Here is a 25,129-nt window from a genome sequence, read left to right as displayed (position 1 = left end):
TCACTTTGTAAGGCTTGCCAATAGCATCGGAAACATCATTTCATAAAAATATTAAGCTTTTTTTTAAAATAACTAATATTAAATAACTAATCGAGCTTCGTGGTTATTTTACAAGTCGTTTGTTCATAACTATTTTAAAAATAATAAATCTATTAAATAATATATCGGAGCATCTTATGACGGTAACAATAGAAAAAAATATTGAAAATCCTAACAAAGCAGAAGTATGGCTAAATAAAAACAACCCTCATCGTACCGCTACGGGTTGGATACCTAATCTACTAGACATTTCTAAAAATCAATTCTACCAAACTCAAGATTATTTCAAAGAATACATCCGCCAGAATGGCTACAAAACTGAAAGTACAGATTTATTAATTGAAGTCGCTTCAAGTCATCAACAGCAAAACTATGATCGAATTAAGAAGAATGTTGGAGACTTACAAAAAGATGGTAAAAATATTAAAGACAGCTTTGCTAAGGTTAATACACCGTACGCATTTTGGCAACAGTGGTTAAGCTATAGCACAGACAGTACAAAACGCCTACTTCAAACGGCTGACGTACTGAAAGAACGTGGAGATATCTTCATAGAACACGAACGTGCTGGTTGCCCACCTGTTTTAGACTATGATTATGAGATTATATTAGATGCAAGCCATTTTGATCGCCCAAGTAATTATGTGCTACTAAAAATTAAAGCACCTGAGGGTATCGAAACCAATGAAAATAATCGCCCTTATATAATTATTGACCCAAGAGCAGGTCATGGTGCTGGTATCGGCGGATTTAAGCCAGAAAGCCAAGTTGGTGTTGCCTTAAAAAATGGTCTACCGGTCTATTTTGTGGCTTTTAAGCGTTTACCAGAACCAGGACAAACCATTGCTGACGTGACTTATGCCGAAGCAAAGTTTGTTCGTGAAGTTGAAAACAGACACCCCAATTCAGAGCCTCCTGTCATCGTAGGCAATTGTCAAGGTGGATGGGCTGCACTTATTTTAGCTGCAACCAACCCTAATGTTAAAGGGCCTATCGTAATGAATGGTGCACCTGTCTCTGCTTGGAGTGGCGAGGTAGGTATTAACCCTATGCGTTATAAAGCAGGCGTTAACGGTGGCACATGGCTGTCTATGATGAGTGCAGACATCACTAACGGACTGTTTGATGGGGCATGGCTGGTTGATAATTTTGAAAAAATGAACCCATACCGCAACTATATTGGTAAATATTACGACTTATACAAGAATCCACTAGCCAACCGTCAACGATTTTTAGACTTTGAACGTTGGTGGGGTGGCTTTTTCTTAATGAATGAAGAAGAAATACGCTGGATTGTTGAAAATATTTTCATTGGCAACCGAATCGCGCGTAATACAGCTCAGTTAGAAAAAGGCGTCAACATCGATTTACGTAATGTTCAAGCCCCAATTATTGTATTCGCGTCTCATGGTGATGATATTACCCCGCCTCCTCAAGCGCTCTCTTGGATTTTAGATGCATATACCGATGAAAAAGAAGTTGAGATTTGTGGGCAACGTATTATCTATATGATTCATGAGCAGGTTGGGCATTTGGGAATTTTTGTTAGCTCTAAAATAGCCAATCGTGAACATGAAGGCATCGCATCTATTATTGATAAAATTGAACTTTTACCGCCTGGTCTCTATGAAATGGTAATAGAGAATGTTGAGGGCAAAGGTTATGATAAAACTTTCTCAGTTGACTTAGCCCGTCGTACCTTTAATGACTTAAATCAGGCCATTGGTGAGTGCCGTACAGACGAAGAAATGTTTAAAGCCGTTCATAGATCCTCTAAAGCTCAAACTCAATTATACGAGCAAAGTTTACGTCCTCTGATTAAAGCCATGAGTAATGAAACATCTGCTCAAGTGTTACGAGCCATGCACCCTCTTCGTTTACAAAGAGGTATTTGGACGAGCAGAAATCCATTAGCTCTAGCGGCCAGTAATTTTAGTAAAGTCATTACTCAGGCTGAATTAAATAACTCTAATTATAACCCTTCAGCTAGAAAAAATGAAAAAGACCATAATAATACTAGTCATTCTAATGTTAAAAATGAACAACAAGAACAAGACAGAAACTTCTCTTTTATAGATTATGGTTATGTCAAACTTCCTGCTGTAGAACCGATTGCCCAAGACAATATCTTCTTGCAAGTTGAGAAGATGTTTATGGACAGTATGAATATGACATTGGACTTTTGGGGTAATTTGCAAAACATGATGACTGAGAGCATGTTTTATGGTATTTGGTCAATGCCTTGGTTACGTGAGTACGGTAACAAAGAAAGATCAAGACGTCTTATAAGCAAAGATGCTCTTAGCGATTTACCTAAAGTAAAAGAAGCACTCAGTAAGATCAATCAAGGAGGGTATGCTGAAGGGGTTATTCGCATGCTCATTTTGAGTAATATCGTCGCTGATAATAATATTGACCGAAACCAACTATTACGATTGACAGAAGTTGTTACTCATCAAAAGCCATTTAACAACTTACCAAGCACCGAGTTGTCAGAAATGATTGAAGACCAGACATTGATTGTTAGATTTGCAGAAGATGAGGCCATTGAGTCGATTAAATCTCTCATAAAAACTAAATCCAAACGAATTGAGGCATATAAACTAGTTCTTCATGTTATCGGCAATAAAAAAGAAGATCTCAATTCAAGAACGTTATCTATGTTAAATCATATTAAAGAGGTATTGAACTTAACTGATGCTGATTTAATTTAATCAATTACATTTTAACCAGCTTAGCAATGCTGGTTAATTTAATATATGGGTTGATTAAAGATATTAGATAAATAGATTCTTATTAAAATGTCATAAAATAGGTCATACCAAACTTAGTTTGATATGACCTTAACTTTTGAAACGACTGAATACAAAAATATGGTAATTTTAATAACTATCAAATCTTTTAAGCTAAGCACTTGCCTAAACGAAATTGGCCTAGCCTACGATTCATTACAATTAACCTTCACGAGACCACAGACGAGATTTGGCATTTTCAATAAAGCCATCTACGTCATCAAGTGGGGTTACAAACTCATCTTTCTCAATCGGCAGTTTGCTTAAGATATGCTCTTCCGTTGCTGGGCAATAAGCGATGGCTTTGCAGTGATTGTATGCATCGGTGAACCAATCTAGCGCTGGGCCCTGCTTAGCAAGCTTCTTAGCCACATCAGGCATAATAATACTCACTACTGCATCAAATAGAACTGATGGCGCACCAGCGATACGTTCATCGCTTTGGACACGAGTACCATCATCAAGTAACGCCTCTTTGCTAGGCGCGACGATTTTAACGCTACCACCCGCCGCATTAACGGCATTCTCAAACTTCTCAATCGTCTCACGCTTTGAGCCTTTACCCACTAATATACCGACTTGACGGCCTTTTAAGGTTTTTGGGCTTAAACCGATGGTTTGAACAGCGGGAGAATTTGGCATATCAATAATTGGCGCCCCTGGCTCTGGTGCTTCAGGTAGCTCCATACCTAGAGCATTCGCCACACGATCTGCTAAGTCTTTATCGATATTAATCAAATGGCCTAATGTACGAGTACGCACATGGGCTGTATCCACTTTACCTAATTCAAAAGCAAAGGCTGACGCTATATGCGCTTGCTCTGCAGGCGTTTGGCTGCGGTAAAACATACGTGGCTGGCTATAGTGATCGGCAAAGCTTTCTGCACGGACACGACCTTTAACCCCATCATCTAACTGTTCAGCAAATGACTTGAAACCTTCATCAAAGTTAGCACGAGGCTTACTTGAATCTAAGCTCTGTGGTTCATACATAACGCGACCTTTTGGTACCTGCATTTGCATATGACCATCTTGCTGCATATTGGCAAACGGACATTTAGGCGCGTTAATAGGAATTTGAGCAAAGTTGGGTGAACCAAGACGAGATAACTGAGTATCTAAATAACTAAATAAACGACCTTGCAATAGTGGATCATTACTAAAATCAATACCTGGTGGGATATGCGATGGACAGAATGCCACTTGCTCAGTTTCAGCAAAGAAGTTGTCAGGATAACGGTTTAATACCATTTTACCAACCGTCTTAACCGGTACTAATTCCTCAGGAATAAGCTTAGTTGCATCTAAATGGTCAAATGGGAATTCATTGGCTTCTTCTTCGGTAAATAACTGGACACCAAACTCCCATTCAGGATAATCACCCATTTCGATCGATTCAAATAAATCACGGCGGTTATAATCAGGATCAGCGCCTGAAATCTTAACGGCTTCATCCCATGTCAGTGACTGCACACCTAGGACTGGCTTCCAATGGAAACGTACAAATGTACTTTTACCTTCTTTATTAAGTAGGCGGTAAGTATGAATACCGAAACCTTCCATCATGCGTAAGCTACGCGGAATTGCACGATCACTCATTAGCCACATGACGTTATGCAATGTTTCTGGGCTTAGTGATACAAAGTCCCAAAAAGTATCATGGGCTGATGCGGCTTGTGGGAAACCACGATCAGGCTCAGGTTTTACCGCATGAATGAGATCTGGAAACTTCATAGCATCCTGAATAAAGAAAACAGGCATATTGTTACCAACAATATCCCAGTTACCTTCTTCAGTATAAATTTTAACAGCGAAACCCCGAACATCACGTGGCGTATCTTTTGAGCCTTTGTTACCCGCTACTGTTGAAAAACGGGTAAACAACGGTGTCTGCTTGCCTGTTTCAGTCAATATTTTTGCAGTGGTATATTCTTCTAAAGATTCAGTTAATTCAAAATAACCATGAGCACCAGTACCGCGTGCATGGACAATACGCTCAGGAATACGCTCATGGTCAAAGTGAGTGATTTTTTCACGCAATACAAAATCTTCTAACAAAGAAGGACCGCGAGGACCTGCTTTTAGTGAATTTTGATTATCCGAGATTATCACACCTTGTTGGGTGGTAAGATTAGGCGCATCATTTCCTGCTTGAAATTGAGGTTCGCCGCCATTACCCACTTTTGGGTTCATGTTTTTGGCTGGGTCATTATGATCGATATCATGTTTCATAATCATTGAATCCTTGCTAATTAAATGCTAGTTGAATGTTAATAAATATTATTCTGGGCTTATCAAAATAAGCGTACCGTATTAGAAGCAATGCTGGACGCTTATTTAGTATATTAAACGAATCAAATATTAAAACTGTTTTATTAGGTTATAAATATAAGTAAAAAAGTACGTCACTCTTATTATCGCTCCATAAAATTTACCAAATATAACTTGTGATAAGTTTAAGTGTAAATAATAAGCGTGTTAGATTAATTGATGAACAATTATTTGAATTAAGTTATAGCATTTATATTAATTACCTTTTAACCTCGTCATCTTTTAAAGCACTATTCTCAGTAACGTCTAACTCTTCATATTTAAGGTCGATACTAATGGTCTCCTTATGAGTATGAACGCTCTTTGAAATTGCAATGTCTTCAACTGCATACGTTTGCTTTTGCACGGTAGCCGTTTCGCGACTCAAAACAATTTCAATTGGACCATTATCAAAAGACACAGTGCTACCATTAATCGTCAGTTGGGGTTTAACAGATAGCATGGGTTCTAAATAAGTTATTATATCGTTGTTATCGACACTCTTCTCTAAATAGTTTTTAACGTCTTGATCTTTATATTTAGCGTCCACAATTAGGACTTCCTCAGTTAGTTCAACTGGGACATTGACGGTCTTTGTTCTTAGTTGCTTACTCACAATAACTCTTGATGTCGGATGCTGGTCCTTACTAACGATAGCTCTTTCTTCTAATAACTCAATTTTTCCTGAACTACTGTCATTAAGGATGTTATTGTCCTCTTTCATAGTCTATATCCTTATTAATATTAAATAGTATAGATTAATGCAGTACCGTAACATTAGTAGTACTGTAAATTAGTAATGCTGTCTAAAGATTTATATATATATTTATCATAATAATTTCACAAAAAAAGCCAGAGATAACTCTGGCTCCTGATATAAGAAAAGCAGATAATAAATAACTTCTTTAAATAACTGATTCTAAATAACTGACTGATAAATGACTGACTGATAAATGACTTATTAGCACACCACATATTATTTATTATTAGATAACATAATTAAATAACTTTGGTGTCAACCAGATAAATAAGCTCACATTAGCAACCAGTCATTAAATTACTAGTCGCTAAATTACCAGTCATTAAATTAAAAGTTATCTACCCCGTACTGCGCGTACATCGTCAGCAGTTATACCTTCTGGATTTATTACTTGACCTTCACGGTTAATAATATTGCCATCGCCATCTACATCTAACTCTTCGCGTTTGATAGTCTCATGAACGGTTTCGGTATGGACTTCAGTAGTCTTACCTACGCGCACTTCTTCAGTGACATAAGTCTCTTTACCAACACGCGCTCTTTCCGCTTCTAGCTCAACTTCAATCGTGTCAGCACCTAGGTCATCACCAATTTTACGGTCAACACGGCGGTCAACATTAGTACGTTCAATATGAGCATGCTCTTCTTCAAGCTCAACATCAACTTTGCGATCTTCAGTAACAACATGCTTACCTACACTTACTAAACCAGCGACTATACGGTCTTTATTAACAGTAAGGCGTTCTTCCAGTAATTCAAGTGTTGAAGGGGCTTTGTAAAAATCGTCATTAACTTCTAACCGTTGATTCTCAGGAAGAGTTTCTGAAGCAAATAAAGCACGATCTTTATCATATTGCTCATCAAAAGTGTATCTGTAATCGTTGTCATACTCTTCCATTGCATCGACTTGATCTTTAGTTAAGCTATCAAAATAGATATCGTCGCCCACAATACGAGCTAAACCAGCAGGTACCAATACTTGTTTCGTATTAAACCAACCTCCTACGTCCACAATTAAGTAACGAATTAGACCAGAAACGCTCTCTACTAATGCGCCCTCTACCTTACCAACTTTTTCATTACCAGTTGCAAAGGCAGTTTTTCCAGTTGGATCATAGTAATCGTCACCAATAAGCTCACGTTGGGTATCTTGAATGTCTTTTAAACGGATTAAATCACTCATAATTATTCCTTAATTATTAATAGGGTTATAGATATTTTTGTTTTAATAAATGAAACGAATGTAATATCAAGTCTGTGCCTCAAAATCGACATTCGCCGTTATGAAATATGGTGCCTCAAATTTGCTGAAGTGAGACATAAGTCTATTAAACTATCTTAATATAATTAAATATCAGATGTTATTGAGCTATAATTTTCTAAATTGATGATTAAATTTTAGATTAAGAAAATAAATATAAATAAAAGTTATCATCGTGCCACTAAAATTTCATAGCCAATATGTCTAACAACTTGGTAGATACATTACCAAGCCTAAAAAAATATTCGTATAGTTACTCGGTATCAAAATGTCAACTCGGGTAATCTTACGTTAGCAGATGTAAGCAAACACCTATTAAAACGTAACACTGTTACTTATCGCAACTTAGTAATATTTGCATACATTTATCGATAATTGAGAGTTCATTAAATAGCGATATTAGGTCATTTACTTAGGATAAGTAGTATATTGTCATTTAGTGTATGGGAAGTGAATTAAACATACAGCCTATATATACAGACTATATATAAGCTGCATTAAGCAGAAATTTGCTAAATACACTACCTATGAATGCGATCAAAATCTAAATTAGCGGTTGCTTATGTAAAGCTTTATTTTTGAGGCGCAACATATTTATTATAAATAACCCATTTGACCTAAGTGTTGCTTATTGACTTTTAAGGAGGATAAGCAACGCCTTTTCTTCAAGCTGTTGGTAGCGCCGAGTACGGCCCCGTCTACCCTGCTTATATAGTGTCATAAACTGACCATTTAAAAAGTATTCAATAATCTTAGGATGTATGTAGGATGCCCGACAAACTGAAGGGGTATTACCGAGTTCTTGGGCGACATACTTAACCATATCAACGATACACTGCTCACGCATCTGCTTATTTTCAGCGCTGTTTGCGTCGCTATTTTTAGTGCTATCATCTGAGTGTTCAAATAAGTACTTAGCGGCAAGGACTGATGCCATCCAAGTCCTAAAGTCTTTTGCACTATATTCCATGCCCGTGTGCGCTCTTAAGTAGTCATTAATATCCTGACTTTCAACCAATTGTTTATGACCATCGTTATCTATATACTTAAATATACGATAACCTGGTAATTCAGAACAGGCACGAACAATATCGACTATGCGTTTATCCTGAAATTCCACATGATGCTCTTTAGCGCTTTTACCGACAAAATCGAACGCAAGACCCTCTTCTGTTTCACTAATATGCCGACTTCTTAATGTGCTCAAGCCATAACTTTTATTATGCTTAGCATAACGGCTATTACCAATCCTAATTAGTGTTGTTTCAAGCAATTTGATCACAGCAGCAATCACGTTAGTTCGGCTAAGCTCCTTTGAGCTTAAATCTTTTTCTACTTGCTCTCTCAGAGCAGGTAAAACCTCGCCAAATTCTATTACTGAATCATATTTGGCTTGATCGCGAACCTTGTTCCATTGCTCATGGTATAGGTACTGCTTACGTCCTCTTTCATCTCTTCCAGTACACTGTATATGTCCATCAGTATACTGACATATCCAAACATCAGACCACATAGGCGGTATGACAAGTGCCTTAAAACGATTGCGTAGCTTTTTACATTTTACAGTTTTCCCTTCAGGGTCTTTATATGAAAACCCCTTACCCCACTTAACTCTGCTATAGCCTGGATCTTCATCACTTACATAGCGTAGGTTGGCATTTTTTGCTAATGCCTCATAATCGTGCCTTGCTATCTTTTTGACAGGGTTGTTTTTTAGAGCGCTATTTTTTGATCGATTATGCTTATTCATAATTTTTTCCAATAACATTATGAAAAACACAGTTAGTAAATAGGTATGGTTTTCATATATAAATAACATATAGAGACTGCATAAGAAGGCTTATTACTTACTTAGGCAGTCAGTCAATATAGCTGCTTTAAACGTCTTACTTATTCGACTCTTTGCTTAAATCAAAAGCACTCAGTTCATCAACTCTTTTGCCTGCTGGTGGTAGATCTTTATTAGCACGAGGATCGACATAAATGTCATCTGTCTCTTGAGAGACTTGTTGAGGTCCATCTATATCTGGCTTATATTTTCGGTCGTCAGGAGACTGCTCACTTGCTTCCTTGTTATTGCCTGATCTATCTACAGAAGGCACATCGTCAATATCATGCTCTTTAAAGTTAACATCGTCACGACGATTTAGAATTTTCTCATCTTTATTATTTAATGACTGATTATTAGGCATATGTAACCCCTTAATTACTGGTTGATTTTAATAGTTTATTTTAATAACTGTTAGAATGTGTCATTTAGAGCTGCTAATTAAACTAATATTAAAAATGTCTTGCTATTAGATTAAATGTTATTGATAAAAAATGTTCAACATTAAAGTAGTAGGATTATGTGAAATTATGTTATAGCTCTCCAGAATTGACTATTAAGACGTCTATTTTTTTATAAATTTTACTTTTACATAATATTTATTTTTACATAATAGTTAAATGCACTAATTTTAGAGTGCCTTATATCTTCAAATTAACAGAATCCATCCTCTACTATAAAATAGTTAGTTAAAGGGTGGCTGTGTTCAAAACAGCCACTGCTTATACGTTACTTAACTTACGATATGAAGAACCTTGATATTACGAAGAACAAAAAAATCTGCATCAAAATAAATCCGACTAATTTCGTTGGGTTTATTTCATGACTGGGTAACTTCCTTTATAATAGCCGTATTTATAGACAGCTACGCTTAGCAGCCAACTTTTAATACACTAAGTTGCAACCTTTTAAATCTTTAATTTAGTCTAAATAATAGGCAGACACGTTCATGAGTCAACCCAAACCTTCATCCTCTTCAATCCATGTACCTGAGTTATTGTGCCCAGCTGGTACTTTTAGAAATATGCAGTATGCTTTTGCTTACGGTGCCGATGCTGTATATGCAGGACAAGCCCGCTATAGTTTAAGAGTGCGCAATAATGATTTTGATGAAGATAATTTACGCCGTGGTATTGAATACGCACACCGCTTAGGTAAAAAGTTTTATGTGGTGGTTAACATTCAAGCCCATAACGCCAAACTTAAAACCTTTATTGAAGATATTCGTCCTGTGGTCGAAATGAATCCAGATGCCCTTATTATGTCTGACGCTGGCATGATTATGATGGTGCGTGAGGCTTTTCCTGATGTTGAGATTCATTTATCAGTCCAAGCCAACGCCGTCAACTGGGCGACGGTCAAATTCTGGCACCAAATGGGTGTTAGGAGAGTTATTTTATCTCGTGAATTGTCTATTAAAGAGATTGGTCAAATCATTGAAGAAGTACCAGAGATGCAAATTGAAGTATTCGTACATGGCGCATTATGTATGGCATATTCAGGACGATGCTTGCTATCCGGTTATATTAATAAACGTGATGCCAACCAAGGTACTTGCACCAATGCTTGCCGATGGAAATACACTACCTATAAAGCGGAAGAAAATGAAGCGGGGGATATTGTTCCTATCAAAGCGCCTGAAACCTTTGATCCGAAGTCGCTTGAAAACCAGCTCGATAATCAAAATGAATCCTCAAATGATACAAAAATCGACACGATTAACTTAAATGGCGATGAAGTCATGGGCGATAACTACGTTCAAGCTCCCAGCGATGAAGTCGTGTTATTAGAAGAAGCCAGCCGTCCTGGTGAACTGATGGCCATGTATGAAGATGAGCATGGTACTTACATCATGAACTCTAAAGATTTACGAGCAGTAGAGTTGGTACCTGAATTAACCAAACTTGGCGTCCATTCTCTTAAAATCGAGGGCCGTACCAAATCACATTATTATGTGGCTCGTACCGCTCAAGTATATCGTCAAGCCATCGATGATGCCGTTGCTGGTAAACCTTTTGATGAGTCTTTAATTAGTGCGTTAGATGGCCTTGCAAACCGTGGTTATACCGAAGGTTTTTTACGTCGTCATGTGCATAGTGACTACCAGAATTATGAGTACGGCTCATCAAAAACTGATCATCAACAATTTGTTGCCGAAGTGATGGACATTGCTGATGGCAAACTTTTACTGGAAATCAAAAACAAAGTAGAGGTGGGCGATACCGTTGAAATCATGACCCCAGTGGGAAATTTGACCTATGAATTGGAGCAAATGTGGGATAAAAAAGGTAACCCAATTGAAGCAGCTCTTGGTTCTGGTTGGTTTGCATTAATAAACAACCCATTTAAAGACATTGATGATGATATGCTGAAGCTTGCCTTAATTATGAAAAATGTTAAAAAACCGATCTTCACATAACCCACTTTAACTTATGATCAAGATACTGACATTATGTCGTCTTACATTGGCAGTTGTCGGTTTTATACTGATTGTTGACTGCGTGATACTAATATCCGGTGGCAGTATTAATTTCGGAACAGTTGCTCCCTTTTTGATCGGTGTGGCTTTTGTCGTCCATGGCTTATTATGGCAAAGAGTGCGTCAGCTGTTTTCAAGTAATGACTGGCTCAACTGGATTTGGTACGGGTCGTGGACTGCTTTTCTCCTATGGTTTATCAGTTTTATAATTTTTGCTTTCTCACTGCAACAACAGATTAAGCAATCACAGCATGTAATCCCTAACGTTGACGCTATTATGGTATTAGGTGCTGGCACTAAAGATAATAAACCTTCGCCCCTACTTGCTATGCGCTTAGATACCGCAGTGTCAGTCATAAAAAACCAGCCAAAAGCATTGGTAATTACCAGTGGTGGTAAAGGTTTTAAGGATCACTTGAGCTCAGGGCAAATAATGGCAAATTACTTACATAAAGCTCATAATATACCGCTATCTAACGTGGTCGTTGAAGGGAATAGCACCAGCACTGAAGAAAATTTTTCTTTCAGCGTTCCCTTATTAAATAAACACAGCATTAGCTTATGTGACCCTATTGCCATAGTCACTAGCGACTTTCATATCATTCGTTCTAAAGCCATTGCCAAACATCAAGGCTTTGAACAACCGGTTATGGTAGCCAGTCCCACTCCTCTATCCATAAGATATAATGCGTGGTTTAGAGAGTATTTTGCATTTGTAAGCGGCTGGCTGTTACATGAGTATTAGGGCGCATCCTCATTGACAGTAATTGATATGTTATGGGTCTTCAATAACAGCAAAATTTGAGCTACTATCTCGAGTCCTATTGTTTTAGACTGTTATTATTTTAAGCCTCCTACTCCTATAAAGAAGCAATAAGAAGGACAACATGGCATTAAAAATTACCTCAGACTGCATCAATTGTGACATCTGTGAACCCGAGTGTCCCAATGATGCTATTAGTTATGATCAAAAGGTACAGAAAACCTATGTCATCGATCCAGACTTATGTACCGAGTGCATCGGTTTTTATGATGAACCTACTTGTGACAAAGTATGCCCGATTGACTGCATTATTAAGGATGAGGACCGGGTTGAAAATGAAGAGGATTTAATGGCTAAGTACAAAAAGATTTGGGGTAAATAAACTCAGTGAATGGCAATTTATCATTGATGTATAGGATATCAGTAAATCCAACATTCTTTGCTTATTTAAACGTTTAGTAACCATTGTAGCTGGGATTATTATCCCTATTTACAAATGTAACTTAAAATCTATATTTTGTTTTTTATACGATTAAATAGTCTTTATGTATTTAATCATATGTCTTCTAGCTTATTTAGATAAACTTGAAGTATTTTATCAATCAATACTCTCTTAATATACCACTCAAAATCTCTGCTAAATTGACACTGTCTACAACTAATACTTAAAGTTATACTATATATAAATATTTGTTATAGATTGCTTGATATCCCCAACAAAATGGAACTTTAAGTATCGGTTAAATGTGAGTACGATTGACCTGCACGCAAAGGATTTTTGCGGCTTTATTGAATTCTATCAATGAGCATAAACAAGGAGTGTCTCACATGCTATACCAATTCCCTAATACAGAAAGTAGCCCAGTCAAATTTCGAGAAAAATACGATAACTTTATCAATGGCGAGTGGGTTGCACCAACCAATGGGGAGTATTTTGAAAACACCAGCCCAGTTGATGGAAAAGTTATTTGTAAAGTAGCTCGTTCAACTAGTGATGATATTGAAAAAGCATTAGATGCTGCTCATGCTGCTAAAGAGGCCTGGGCAAAAACAGGTGTGACTGAACGCGCTAATCTCCTACTTAAAATAGCAGATAAAATGGAAGCCAACCTTGAAAACATTGCTATTGCAGAATGTTACGAGAACGGCAAACCTGTACGTGAAACCTTAATAGCGGATATTCCGCTAGCGATAGATCAAATCCGCTACTTTGCCAGTGCCATACGCGCTCAAGAAGGTGGTATCAGTCAAATTGACGATGACACAGTGGCTTATCACTTTCATGAGCCGCTAGGTGTTGTCGGTCAAATTATCCCTTGGAACTTCCCTATTCTCATGGCAATTTGGAAAATTGCCCCTGCTCTGGCTGCCGGTAACTGTGTTATCCTCAAGCCAGCTGAGCAAACACCAGCATCTATTTTATATTTATTTGAGACTATAAATATTGCAGAAATACTGCCAAAAGGCGTTATAAATGTTGTTAATGGCTTTGGCGTTGAAGCAGGTAAACCACTCGCTTCAAATCCACGCATTAACAAAGTGGCGTTTACCGGTGAGACCACTACTGGCCGATTAATCATGCAATATGCAAGTGAAAATATCATTCCAGTTACCTTAGAGCTTGGTGGTAAGAGTCCAAATATCTTCTTTGCTGATGTGATGGCTGAGGACGATGAGTTTTTAGATAAGGCCATTGAAGGTTTCGTAATGTTTGCACTTAACCAAGGTGAAGTATGTACCTGTCCTTCACGAGCTTTAGTGCATGAAAGCATTTATGACGAATTTATCAAACGTTGTATTGAGCGCGTCAATGCTATTAAAATGGGTAATCCACTCGATACAGACACTATGATTGGTGCTCAAGCTAGCTCAGACCAATTTGCAAAAATTACTTCCTATCTTGATATTGGAAAAAAAGAAGGGGCAAAAGTGTTAGCGGGTGGAGAAGCGCGTAAAGGTGAAGGGAATCTTGAAGGTGGATATTATATTCAGCCTACTGTCTTTGAAGGTACTAATGACATGCGTATCTTCCAAGAAGAAATTTTTGGCCCTGTCCTTTGTGTCACCAAGTTTAAAGATGATGATGAAGCCATGACTATCGCCAATGACACATTATATGGCTTAGGCGCTGGTATCTGGACACGTGATGTGCATAAAGCATATCGATTTGGTCGGGGCATACAGGCTGGCCGTGTATGGACAAACTGCTATCATCTTTATCCTGCTCATGCTGCATTTGGTGGATACAAACAATCTGGTATCGGCCGAGAAAACCATTTGATGATGCTAGAACATTACCAGCAGACTAAAAATATGCTGGTCTCTTATGGCAAAAATGCGATGGGATTCTTCTAAATCACTAAATGCTATCAAACTTAAGTTATCAAAGTTACTTTACTTTTTAATGAGTTTTAAGGGCTGTATAGAATTCATTATTGACGGTTAAGTAACCTATTCATCAATCTATGTGGCCTAACTCTAACTAGGTAACATAGACTGAGGTAATATATTTTTTGTGCTGGCTTTTTCATGATGGTAGTTAAACAATAAATCTACCTAGCCAAAATCTGTTAGCTCAAAAAGGAACTTTTATGAAAGTTAAAGCAACAGGCGCATGCTTAAAGTTAATTTCCCTTTTAAAAGCCAAACATGGGGATCTGATGTTTCACTTATCAGGCGGCTGCTGTGATGGCAGCTCGCCTATGTGCTTTACCCTAGGTGAATTTAAGGTTGGCGATCAAGATGTACTTGTTGGTCACATAGGAGGTTTTCCTTTTTATATGGGCGTCGCACAGCATAAGCTTTGGCAACATACTGATTTAACCATTGACGTGGTAGAGGGTCGCGGCGCTAGCTTTTCTTTAGAGATACCCGAAGGTAAACGATTTATTGTTTATTCCGATGTCTGTCAATATAATAAATAAGACAGATAAGATATTAAATTTAAAAGGAAAGTTTTAAATTTTTATAAAACTCATTATTGGTTATTAAAAGAATGAACGCTACAGTCATTACATTGTTACATTCTTGTTAAGCCCTTATATCAAATCTATATAACATAAATACATTTCAATCACGTTAATTTTACTTTTATTAAATGTTGCGTAAAATAAGCGTAACATAGTATATTTATTGAACTTAGCACTCATTTCGAATGGGTTTGAGGCTAAATACCACAAAAATAGAGTTTAAATAAATGTTCATTATTAATCCCTAAACTCTAACTATCCATCTAATACAGGATGTAATCATGCAACACTCAACAAATAAAAAACCTCTCCTTGAGCTCAGTCTACTTGCTACAGCATTGACTTTAGGGTTTACCGCTTGTGGTGGTAACAATACTACTGCATCAGAAGGCTTAGCTGAAGATAAGTCTGCACAGAAAACTTTAATTTACTGCTCTGAAGGTAGCCCAGCTGGGTTTGATCCTGCCCAGTTTACTGCTGGCACCGATTTCGATGCCTCTGCACACACAGTTTACAACGGTTTGGTACAGTTTAAACGTGACTCTACTGAGGTTGTTCCTGCGCTAGCTGAAAGCTGGGAAATTAGCGACGATCAAAAAACCTATACTTTTAACTTACGTAAAGGCGTTAAGTTTGGTACTACAGAATATTTTACCCCAACTCGTGATTTCAATGCTGATGACGTAGTGTTCGCTCTAAAACGTTTAACAGACCCTGACTATAGTTTCAATAAAGAATATCCAGCCGAATTCCCATATGCTGTTGGTATGGAGCTTCCTGATATTGTTGAAAATGTTGAAAAGGTTGATGACCACACCGTTAAAGTTACTTTAACCGAAGTAAATGCTCCTTTCTTACAAAACCTTGCCATGGCATTTGCTTATATCGGTTCTGCTGAATATGCGGAAAAGCTTGTGGAAGATGGTAATGCAGCTGACTACAACATGAAGCCCATTGGCACAGGTCCGTTTGTTTTTGATAAGTATCAAAAAGATTCGCAAATCCGCTTTAAAAAGAACCCTGATTACTGGGATAAAGATAACGTTCATATTGATAACTTAGTCTTTGCTATCACTAAAGATTCAGCTGTTCGAGCTCAAAAGGTTCAAGCGGGCGAGTGTCATGTATCAACGTATCCAAAACCAGCAGAAGTGGAATCTGTTAAAAAGTCAGGTAAAGTTGAAATCTTAGAGAAACCAGGATTTAACGTTGGCTATTTAGGCTACAATGTTGAGCATGCTCAGCTTAAAGACTTGAAAGTACGTCAAGCACTTGATATGGCTATTAATAAAGACGCTATTATCAATGCCGTATATCAAGGTGCTGGTATTAAAGCTACTAACCCAATGCCTCCAACACAGTGGAGCTACAAAGAAGGCTTAGAAGACGCGCCAATGGACGTTGAAAAGGCCAAAGCATTGTTAAAAGAAGCGGGTGCGGAAAACCTAGAAGTTGATTTATGGTACATGCCAGTTCAACGCCCTTATAACCCAAATGCTAAGTTAATGGCCGAAATGGTTCAGGCTGATTGGGCGAAAGCCGGTGTTAAAGCAAACCTTGTGACTTATGAATGGGGCGAGTACTTAAACCGTGCTAAATCTGGTGAAGCAGATGTGATCTTTGCAGGTTGGACAGGAGATAATGGTGATCCAGATAACTGGTTAGGTACTTTATTGTCATGTGCAGCAGTTGATGGTAATAACTATGCTCGTTGGTGTCATCCAGACTTTGATAAATTAGTAACAGAGGCTCGTCAGGTAACTGATCAAGCGGAACGTACTAATAAGTATGAAGAAGCACAGATTATATTTAAACAAGAGCTACCATGGACAACCATTGCTCACTCAGTCACTCATGTGCTGACGACACCTAATGTTAAAAACTTCAAGACAAGCCCATTCGGCGCTGTTCGTTTTGATGGTGTCGACGTAGAGTAATTTATTAACAACCACCCTATCTGTTAATCAACGGATAGGGTGGTTTTATTTTCATACTATCTCAAATCATATTAAAACCACTATACGATTTTAACCAAATCGTAATATTTATTTTTATACTTTTTCAAACTTATTCATACTGAGTACGTATCATGTTGATGTATATTCTCCGCCGAATAATGGTGCTTATTCCCGTTTATATCGGCCTGACTCTATCCACATTTACTTTAATTCGCCTAGTACCAGGTGATGCCGTTGAAGTAATGATGGGCGAACGTATGGTTGACCCTGAGATGCATGCTCAGGCCCTTGAACGTTTGGGTTTAAATAAACCTTTATTGGCTCAATACTGGGATTATTTATCAGGTATTTTACAAGGTAAATTTGGTACTTCTTTTAGGACACGAACACCCGTAATTGAGGATTTCTGGATTCACTTTGTACCTACTGTAGAGTTGGCTCTGTGTGCCATTACTATTGCCAGCATTGTTGGTATTAGTTTAGGGATTATAGCAGCTTTAAAACGGGGTACATGGCTAGATTATACGTTGATGTCTGGAGCTTTAGCGGGTTATTCAATGCCCATTTATTTACTTGGACCAATTTTAACCGGTATTTTTGCGCATTATTTAGGTCTGCTACCTGTATCAGGGGTTATTTCCGTCGCTAAATTTCTAGACGTTGAACCCCTTTATGGCTCTTGGCTTTTAGGATCATTGACTTCAGGTCAACCCGGTGCATTTTGGGATGTCGTCAAACACTTCATTTTGCCCTCCGCTGCTCTATCTACAATTCCTTTAGCGATGATTGCACGTATGACGCGATCTGCAATGTTAGAAGTGTTAGATGAAGACTATGTACAAACGGCACGCGCAAAAGGTCTATCGCCAAAACGTGTTATTTTAATTCACGTTATGCGTAATGCCCTGATTACTGTGATAACTGTTGTGGGTTTACAAATGGCAACCTTATTAGCTGGTGCCATCCTGACAGAGACCATCTTTAGTTGGCCGGGTGTAGGCAACTGGTTACTCGATGGATTCCACACAAGAGACTACCCTATTGTGCAAAATGGCATCTTATTAGTAGCAACCGCTCTTATTTTCGTAAGCTTATGTGTTGATATACTTTACGGTGTCATCAATCCACGCATTCGTAATCAGTAAAAGGATATTTTAAATGACAACTTTAAATAAGAATGCGGATAAGCTTTTAATTGATGACACCCTACCTACGCCGCCCTCTTCTATCAGCGTATTTATAAGCTCTTTTACACGTAATAAAGGCGCAGTTTTAGGATTAATTATTCTACTTGCGATGGTATTGGTTGCTTTTGCAGCACCGATGATTGCACCGCACGATCCATTTAAATTATATACAGGCATGGAGCAATTACCGCCTGCATTTATGGAGGGAGGTAAATCCGAATTTGTATTAGGTACCGATGATGCTGGTCGTGACACTTTATCTCGTATTATGCATGGCGCACGTTATTCACTCTTCATTGGTTTAGTGGCAACGTCAATGGCTATGGTCGCAGGTATTACGCTTGGTCTAACTGCTGCTTTTTGGCCGAAAGTTTGGGGTAAAGGCGTCATGCTAGTTAATGATATTTTAATGTCTTACCCAGGTTTATTATTGGCTATTATTATTGCAGCAATTCTTGGTCCAAACATGACCAATACCATTATTACTATCGCACTCATCTGCACACCGCCCTTTATTAGATTAACCCGTGCGACAGCCATGGTTGAACTAAAACGTGATTATTACATTGCTTCAAAAGTTATGGGTGCCAGTACATTAAGACTTCTGTTTGTCACTATTTTACCTAATTGTATGGCACCACTTATCGTCCAAGCGACCATGATCTTCTCTAATGCTATTCTTGAAGCAGGTGCAATTGGTTTCTTAGGATTTGGTGTTCAACCACCAGACGCAGAATGGGGCGCTATGCTAGGTACAGCCAGACAGTATATTCAGAGTAATGTATGGCTTGCAATCTGGCCAGGTTTAGCAATTTTCCTTTCTGCCTTATCAATCAATATGTTGGGAGATGGTCTACGAGACGCTCTAGATCCTAAACTCAAACAAGTAAATTAGGGGCAGACTAATGAGCGAGCAATTAATGAATAATTCAAATCAATTAGCCAGCCAAACCAACTCTTCAAATGGCGAATACTTATTAGACATTCAAAACCTATCCGTCACGTTTGGTAAAGGTAAAGCCGGTTTTAAAGCAGTAGATGATGTTTCACTACAAGTAAAACATGGAGAGGTAGTGGCTGTTGTTGGCGAATCAGGCTCTGGTAAGTCAGTGACCATGAAAGCGCTGATGGGTTTATTGCCCAATTATGCTGATGTTAAAGCAAACGCCTTGAAGTTTAATGACCAAGATTTATTAACCATGAAACCAAAAGATAAAAGAAAAATCATCGGCAAAGAAGTCTCAATGATTTTTCAGAATGCCATGAGTTGCCTAAACCCCAGCTTTACTGTTGAGATGCAAATTGGTGAGGTGTTAAAAACTCATTTAGGCTTACGGGGTAATGCAATTAAGCAGCGTATACTTGAGTTGTTAGAGCTGGTAGAAATCCCTGGTGCAAAAAGCCGTATGAAAGTCTATCCTCATCAGCTGTCTGGCGGAATGAGTCAACGTGTGATGATTGCGATGGCTTTGGCATGCGAACCTAAGCTGTTAATTGCTGATGAACCAACAACGGCTTTAGATGTGACTGTTCAAGCACAAATTATGGATTTATTAAGCAAACTGCAAAAAGAAAAAGACATGGCAATGTTACTTATTACCCATGACTTAGGCTTAGTAGCAGAAAATGCTAGAGATGTTGCCGTTATGTATGCAGGACAAGTTGTAGAAACGAGCACCGTTCCTGAGATTTTCCGCACACCTGCGCATCCTTATACCGAAGCTTTATTAAAAGCCATACCAGAGCTTTCCATCGGCAAAAAACGTCTTAATAGTTTACCGGGTGTTGTACCGAGTCAATATGACCGCCCTAGAGGCTGCCTTCTATCTCCACGTTGCCCCTATAAAACAGATGAATGTGATGTACCGCCTCCCATTCTCAACACCCCAAATGGGAAGGTACGCTGTATCAGAACAGATCTGCCTACACCAATAGATATTAAGAAACCATTAGCCCGTCCAACTGATGCTGGGAGTGTATAGCTTTGGATAATACAACGATAAATTCTACACAAACTGTCAGTGACGAAAAAGTCGTCTTGCAAGCAGTCAATTTGCAAAAGCACTATCCAGTGTCCATGGGTATTGGTAAAAGTAAGGGCTTGGTTAAAGCTTTAAACGGTGTCTCATTTGAATTGCAAGCGGGAAAAACACTTGCCATTGTCGGCGAGTCTGGATGTGGTAAATCCACACTCGCCCGTCAATTAACCATGATTGAAGATCCGACCAGTGGCGAATTATATATCAATGGTGTTGCTACAGCTGGGCACAGTAAAGCTCAGATACAAGCACTGCGCACTGAGATTCAAATGGTTTTTCAAAACCCATACAGTAGCTTGAACCCGAGGCACACTATTGGCTTTCAATTGGCTGAACCGCTTGAAATTCATACCAAATTATCTAAAGCTGAAAAGAAAGAAAAAGTTGAAGCGATGATGAAGCACGTGGGGATACGTCCTGAACATTCAAATCGTTATCCACATATGTTCTCTGGCGGTCAAAGGCAACGTATTGCATTGGCTCGTGCCATGATGCTCAACCCCAAAATTGTGGTTGCCGATGAGCCAACTTCCGCACTCGATGTGTCTATTCAAGCGCAAGTTTTAAACCTGTTTATGGACTTGCAAGACGAGTATAAAACCGCTTATGTGTTTATCTCGCATAACCTATCGGTTGTTCGCCATGTTGCTGATGATTTAATGGTTATGTATTTGGGTAAAGCCGTTGAACATGGCGAAAAACATGCCATTTATAATGATCCAAAACACCCTTATACCAAAGCGCTATTATCTGCCTCGCCAAGTGTGATTGAAGAGAAGATTAATATCAAACTTGAAGGGGAGTTACCGAGTCCTTTAAATATTCCGTCAGGGTGTGCGTTACATAAGCGTTGCCCCTATGCGACTGAACAATGTAGCCAAGTTGAACCTGAACTACGTGAATGGGACGGTCGTTTGGTATCTTGTTTACGCTTAGAAGAAATTTATGCTTAGGCTTTTTCTTAAATATTAGTTAATATCACTTAAATTCATTTAATTTATTCTTTATTGCTCCCTCCTTTACAAAAGGAGGGTTGATGTAGATTAACAGAACTTACCATAAAAAAAGAGTTGCTAGACTGCTCCAACAACTCTTTTTTTAATATATGCTTTAGTTGAATCAGTTTATTTAACCAAATCTGTTACCGCTTCAACTACCGCATCAGCCGTGATACCAAATTCTTTATAAAGCTCGCCAGCTGGTGCAGATTCTCCATAGGTGGTCATGCCAATGACTCTACCATCTAAACCAACAAACTTATACCAGTAGTCTACATGTGCCGCTTCAACAGCAACTCGCGCTAAGATATTAGCAGGCAATACAGATTCACGATAGTCAGCGCTTTGAGCAGTAAACACCTCAGCGCATGGCATTGACACAACACGGATACCAATGCCTTGCTCGCTTAGCGTTTGATAAGCGTCCATCGCTAAACCAACCTCTGAACCCGTTGCGATGATAATGGCTTGCAGTTCGCTCTGTTCTTTTGCCAACACATAGCCACCTTTAGCAATATTTGCCACTTGCTCGCTGTCACGCTGTTGATGAGGTAGGGTTTGACGGCTAAAGATAAGCGCAGATGGTGTGCTGTCAGCTTTTAAGGCTTCTACCCAAGCAGTCGCTGATTCAGTAGCGTCACAAGGTCGCCAAGTGTGCATATTCGGCGTGCTACGTAAGCTCGTTAATTGCTCAACAGGTTGATGGGTTGGGCCGTCTTCACCTAGGCCGATTGAGTCGTGGGTGTACACATGAATCACACGCTGCTTCATCAAGGCGCCCATACGCACAGCATTGCGAGCATATTCCATAAACATAAGGAATGTCGCTACGTAGGGTATAAACCCACCATGCAAGGCGATACCATTAGCAATGGCAGTCATACCAAATTCGCGCACCCCATAATAGATATAGTTGCCATCAGCGTCAGTCTCAATACCTTTTGCGCCTTTGAATAGGGTTAAATTTGAGCCTGCTAAGTCTGCCGAACCGCCTAATAGCTCTGGCAACATGGGCTGGAACGTATTGATAGCATTAAAACTGGCTTTACGGCTCGCAACGTCTTCCCCTCTATCTTGGCACTGTTGGATATACTCTTGTGCTTTTGCTGCAAAGTCAGCAGGTAACTGACCATTTAGGCGACGTATTAATTCAGCAGCCAAGTCAGGATAAGCTTTCTTATAGGCGTCAAACTCTGCATCCCAGTTTTTCTCAAGCGCATAACCTTTTGGCTGCGCATCCCATGCATCATAAATTTCATCATTTAGCTCAAATGGAGCATGCGTCCAAGCGAGTGCATCACGTGTGAGTTTAATTTCATCCTCACCCAATGGTGCACCATGGCTTGATGATTTACCTGCTTTATTAGGACTACCCAAGCCGATGGTTGTTTTACAAATAATCAAACTAGGTTTAGCTGTTTCTGCCAAAGCATCTTCAGTCGCTTTTGTAATGGCATCGGTATCATGGCCATCTACTTTAATGACTTGCCAGCCATATGCCTCAAAACGTTTTTGCGTGTCGTCTGTAAACCAACCTTCAACATTACCATCTATTGAGATGCCGTTGTCATCATAATAAAATACAAGCTTACCAAGCCCTAATGTTCCTGCTAAAGAACAAACTTCATGACTAATACCTTCCATTAAACAACCATCGCCTAAAAAGGCAAAGGTGTTGTGGTCAATAATTTTATGACCCTCACGATTAAACTGTGCGGCTAAGGTTTTTTCTGCAATTGCAAAACCAACCGCATTCGCAATACCCTGTCCTAAAGGGCCAGTGGTGGTTTCTACACCTGGGGTATAGCCATATTCTGGATGGCCTGGGGTTTTAGAATGTAACTGACGGAAGTTTTTTAAGTCTTCAATGCTTAGATCGTAGCCTGTTAGATGCAGCAGGGAATAGATAAGCATTGAACCATGTCCATTAGATAACACAAAACGGTCACGGTTGTGCCAATTTGGATTTGCTGGATTATGTCTTAAAAATTTGCGCCATACCACCTCAGCGATTTCTGCCATACCCATAGGTGCGCCTGGATGACCAGAATTTGCTTTTTGCACGGCATCAAAAGATAGAACTCGAATGGCATTGGCTAGTTTGCGTTCCGCTAATGGAGTTGACATAAATTATCCTAGATATTTAATGATTATGGGTTAATAACAAATGAAATATATATAATTAAAACAATTTAAACGTAATAAATTTAGGTACACAGGTAAATGGATTTATTGTGCCTATTTAAAATAATTAGCTCTCTAAAATAAGTAGCACTCTAAAATCAGTAACACTCTAAAATCAGTAGCAATCTAAACGGTAATCTTATCCTTGTTACCCATGAACGGACGCAATACTTCAGGGATAGTAATTGAGCCATCCTCATTTTGATGATTTTCCATAATTGCCAGTAAGGTACGACCAACTGCTAAGCCTGAGCCATTTAGAGTATGAACCAGTTCAGTTTTTTTGCCATCTTTTACCCGTGTCCCCATACGCCGAGCTTGGAAGTCGCCACAGTTAGAACAGCTGGAAATTTCACGATATGTATCCTGACTTGGCAACCATACCTCAATATCATAAGTACGCATTGCACTAAATCCCATATCCCCTGTACACAGTTTAACCACACGGTAGGGCAAATCTAATTGCTGCAAGATATACTCAGCTTGACCTGTCATTTCTTCAAGCAACTCATCTGATTCTGACGATCTAGCAATATTAACCATCTCTACTTTTTCAAACTGATGCTGACGGATGAGACCACGAGTATCTCTTCCATGAGATCCTGCTTCACTACGAAAACAAGGCGTATGCGCAGTCATCTTAATGGGTAGATCTTTAGTTTCCAGCATCTCATCGCGTACTAAGTTGGTCATGGGGACTTCAGCAGTAGGGATTAAATAAAATCCCATATCATCATTGTTGGTGTGATTGGTTAGCTTAAATAAATCATCTTCAAACTTAGGCAACTGCCCTGTACCACTTAAGCTATCAGAATTCACTATATAAGGTACATAACATTCGGTGTAGCCGTATTTAACAGTATGCGTGTTTAACATGAATTGAATTAGAGCTCTGTGCAGCTGTGCTAATTGGCCAGTCAAGACGTTAAAGCGGCTACCTGTTAATTTTGCAGCATTCGCAAAGTCGAGCATATGCAGACCTTCGCCAATATCGGTATGATCCTTTATAGCAAAATCAAACTGACGCGGGACTCCCCATTTACGCACTTCTACATTATCATCTTCTGATTCGCCAATGGGCACATCATCTGCTGGCAAATTAGGTATTTGCAAAGCCGCAGTGTTAATTTTATCTTGCAAGGTCTTTAACGCTTCTTCAGCTTCTTTAATATCGCTACTGATAGTTTGCATCTGAGCAAGTAACTCACTCGCATCTTCTCCATTTTTCTTCAATTGCCCTATTTGTTTCGCACCAGCATTACGTTTAGCCTGCAAGTCTTCAGTGTTTACTTGCAAAGACTTGCGCTCTGTTTCTAACTGTTGCCAAAAATCAATATCCAGCTCATACCCACGAGTGGCTAATTTGTTTTTAAGCACTGCTAGGTCTTGACGTAATAACTTTGGATTGATCATGCACCTATCCTTTGACGATAATATGTAACGATAATATAAAATATACGATAAAATAATAGGTGCTATGATACCAAGCTCAGTGTTTTTTCACCACGCCCTATCGACGACGAGACCGAATTTTATTGTGATTTAGCCAAATAATGACTAAT

General features: G+C 38.8%; 18 protein-coding genes. 11 read left to right on the top strand and 7 right to left on the bottom strand.

The genetic code is table 11. From position 1 onward, the window contains the following. Positions 1-176: 176 nt before the first annotated feature. Complete coding sequence (locus AC2SLL_RS08115) at positions 177-2,753, top strand: DUF3141 domain-containing protein (RefSeq protein WP_486531185.1); 2,577 nt, start codon at positions 177-179, stop codon at positions 2,751-2,753. Positions 2,754-2,993: 240 nt separating this feature from the next. Here AC2SLL_RS08115 and AC2SLL_RS08110 read toward each other — a convergent pair whose 3' ends face one another. From AC2SLL_RS08110 to AC2SLL_RS08090, 5 genes are all read right to left on the bottom strand, one after another. After that, entirely contained in the window at positions 2,994-5,063 is a 2,070-nt protein-coding gene (locus tag AC2SLL_RS08110) for a catalase (RefSeq protein ID WP_486531184.1), read from the bottom strand. A 298-nt stretch (positions 5,064-5,361) separates the two neighbouring features. After that, entirely contained in the window at positions 5,362-5,865 is a 504-nt protein-coding gene (locus AC2SLL_RS08105; protein ID WP_486531183.1) for a YsnF/AvaK domain-containing protein, read from the bottom strand. Positions 5,866-6,235: 370 nt separating this feature from the next. Further along, positions 6,236-7,084: a DUF2382 domain-containing protein gene (locus AC2SLL_RS08100; RefSeq protein ID WP_486531182.1), complete on the bottom strand. Its 849-nt coding sequence runs from the start codon at positions 7,082-7,084 to the stop codon at positions 6,236-6,238. 706 nt (positions 7,085-7,790) lie between these two features. Continuing rightward, positions 7,791-8,912: a DNA topoisomerase IB gene (locus tag AC2SLL_RS08095; RefSeq protein ID WP_486531181.1), complete on the bottom strand. Its 1,122-nt coding sequence runs from the start codon at positions 8,910-8,912 to the stop codon at positions 7,791-7,793. Positions 8,913-9,048: 136 nt separating this feature from the next. Beyond that, positions 9,049-9,354, bottom strand: coding sequence for a hypothetical protein (locus AC2SLL_RS08090; protein ID WP_486531180.1), 306 nt, complete (start codon positions 9,352-9,354; stop codon positions 9,049-9,051). Positions 9,355-9,939: 585 nt separating this feature from the next. Between AC2SLL_RS08090 and trhP the strand changes: the two genes are divergently transcribed. From trhP to AC2SLL_RS08040, 10 genes are all read left to right on the top strand, one after another. After that, complete coding sequence (gene trhP / locus AC2SLL_RS08085; RefSeq protein ID WP_486531179.1) at positions 9,940-11,409, top strand: prephenate-dependent tRNA uridine(34) hydroxylase TrhP; 1,470 nt, start codon at positions 9,940-9,942, stop codon at positions 11,407-11,409. Positions 11,410-11,491: 82 nt separating this feature from the next. Further along, on the top strand, positions 11,492-12,214 hold the full coding sequence (locus tag AC2SLL_RS08080; protein ID WP_486531178.1) for a YdcF family protein: 723 nt from the start codon (positions 11,492-11,494) through the stop codon (positions 12,212-12,214). A gap of 142 nt (positions 12,215-12,356) precedes the next feature. Continuing rightward, positions 12,357-12,614, top strand: coding sequence for a YfhL family 4Fe-4S dicluster ferredoxin (locus tag AC2SLL_RS08075; protein ID WP_486531177.1), 258 nt, complete (start codon positions 12,357-12,359; stop codon positions 12,612-12,614). 446 nt (positions 12,615-13,060) lie between these two features. Beyond that, a complete protein-coding gene (gene exaC, locus AC2SLL_RS08070) occupies positions 13,061-14,587 on the top strand; it encodes an acetaldehyde dehydrogenase ExaC (RefSeq protein WP_486531176.1) in 1,527 nt (508 codons plus the stop codon). Positions 14,588-14,823: 236 nt separating this feature from the next. After that, a complete protein-coding gene (locus AC2SLL_RS08065) occupies positions 14,824-15,156 on the top strand; it encodes a DUF779 domain-containing protein (RefSeq protein WP_486531175.1) in 333 nt (110 codons plus the stop codon). A 326-nt stretch (positions 15,157-15,482) separates the two neighbouring features. Then, positions 15,483-17,138: an ABC transporter substrate-binding protein gene (locus AC2SLL_RS08060; protein ID WP_486531174.1), complete on the top strand. Its 1,656-nt coding sequence runs from the start codon at positions 15,483-15,485 to the stop codon at positions 17,136-17,138. A 152-nt stretch (positions 17,139-17,290) separates the two neighbouring features. Further along, positions 17,291-18,304, top strand: coding sequence for an ABC transporter permease (locus tag AC2SLL_RS08055; RefSeq protein WP_486531173.1), 1,014 nt, complete (start codon positions 17,291-17,293; stop codon positions 18,302-18,304). Between the two features lie 13 nt (positions 18,305-18,317). Next, complete coding sequence (locus AC2SLL_RS08050; protein ID WP_486531172.1) at positions 18,318-19,241, top strand: ABC transporter permease; 924 nt, start codon at positions 18,318-18,320, stop codon at positions 19,239-19,241. A 10-nt stretch (positions 19,242-19,251) separates the two neighbouring features. After that, the gene (locus tag AC2SLL_RS08045; RefSeq protein ID WP_486531171.1) at positions 19,252-20,328 is read left to right on the top strand and encodes an ABC transporter ATP-binding protein; all 1,077 of its coding nucleotides are present in this window, start codon (positions 19,252-19,254) and stop codon (positions 20,326-20,328) included. Positions 20,329-20,330: 2 nt separating this feature from the next. Further along, entirely contained in the window at positions 20,331-21,338 is a 1,008-nt protein-coding gene (locus AC2SLL_RS08040) for a peptide ABC transporter ATP-binding protein (protein ID WP_486531170.1), read from the top strand. Between the two features lie 171 nt (positions 21,339-21,509). On the opposite strand, the gene tkt is transcribed toward AC2SLL_RS08040, so the two are convergent. Beyond that, complete coding sequence (gene tkt / locus AC2SLL_RS08035) at positions 21,510-23,510, bottom strand: transketolase (protein WP_486531169.1); 2,001 nt, start codon at positions 23,508-23,510, stop codon at positions 21,510-21,512. Between the two features lie 183 nt (positions 23,511-23,693). Continuing rightward, the gene (gene serS, locus AC2SLL_RS08030; protein ID WP_486531168.1) at positions 23,694-24,980 is read right to left on the bottom strand and encodes a serine--tRNA ligase; all 1,287 of its coding nucleotides are present in this window, start codon (positions 24,978-24,980) and stop codon (positions 23,694-23,696) included. Positions 24,981-25,129: the final 149 nt, after the last annotated feature.

The sequence above is a fragment of the Psychrobacter sp. CX97 genome (assembly GCF_057396285.1).
The sequence above is the reverse complement of the archived record's forward strand: the minus strand, read 5'-3'. Positions and strand labels throughout refer to the sequence as shown.

Bases quoted from the DNA above. Each gene is read 5' to 3' on its own strand.
- exaC (WP_486531176.1), top strand. From the start codon at position 13,061: ATGCTATACCAATTCCCTAATACAGAAAGTAGCCCAGTCAAATTTCGA.
- AC2SLL_RS08110 (WP_486531184.1), bottom strand. From the start codon at position 5,063: ATGAAACATGATATCGATCATAATGACCCAGCCAAAAACATGAACCCA.
- AC2SLL_RS08090 (WP_486531180.1), bottom strand. From the start codon at position 9,354: ATGCCTAATAATCAGTCATTAAATAATAAAGATGAGAAAATTCTAAAT.
- AC2SLL_RS08115 (WP_486531185.1), top strand. From the start codon at position 177: ATGACGGTAACAATAGAAAAAAATATTGAAAATCCTAACAAAGCAGAA.
- AC2SLL_RS08105 (WP_486531183.1), bottom strand. From the start codon at position 5,865: ATGAAAGAGGACAATAACATCCTTAATGACAGTAGTTCAGGAAAAATT.
- AC2SLL_RS08100 (WP_486531182.1), bottom strand. From the start codon at position 7,084: ATGAGTGATTTAATCCGTTTAAAAGACATTCAAGATACCCAACGTGAG.
- serS (WP_486531168.1), bottom strand. From the start codon at position 24,980: ATGATCAATCCAAAGTTATTACGTCAAGACCTAGCAGTGCTTAAAAAC.
- AC2SLL_RS08045 (WP_486531171.1), top strand. From the start codon at position 19,252: ATGAGCGAGCAATTAATGAATAATTCAAATCAATTAGCCAGCCAAACC.
- AC2SLL_RS08050 (WP_486531172.1), top strand. From the start codon at position 18,318: ATGACAACTTTAAATAAGAATGCGGATAAGCTTTTAATTGATGACACC.
- trhP (WP_486531179.1), top strand. From the start codon at position 9,940: ATGAGTCAACCCAAACCTTCATCCTCTTCAATCCATGTACCTGAGTTA.
- AC2SLL_RS08060 (WP_486531174.1), top strand. From the start codon at position 15,483: ATGCAACACTCAACAAATAAAAAACCTCTCCTTGAGCTCAGTCTACTT.
- AC2SLL_RS08075 (WP_486531177.1), top strand. From the start codon at position 12,357: ATGGCATTAAAAATTACCTCAGACTGCATCAATTGTGACATCTGTGAA.
- tkt (WP_486531169.1), bottom strand. From the start codon at position 23,510: ATGTCAACTCCATTAGCGGAACGCAAACTAGCCAATGCCATTCGAGTT.
- AC2SLL_RS08065 (WP_486531175.1), top strand. From the start codon at position 14,824: ATGAAAGTTAAAGCAACAGGCGCATGCTTAAAGTTAATTTCCCTTTTA.
- AC2SLL_RS08095 (WP_486531181.1), bottom strand. From the start codon at position 8,912: ATGAATAAGCATAATCGATCAAAAAATAGCGCTCTAAAAAACAACCCT.
- AC2SLL_RS08055 (WP_486531173.1), top strand. From the start codon at position 17,291: ATGTTGATGTATATTCTCCGCCGAATAATGGTGCTTATTCCCGTTTAT.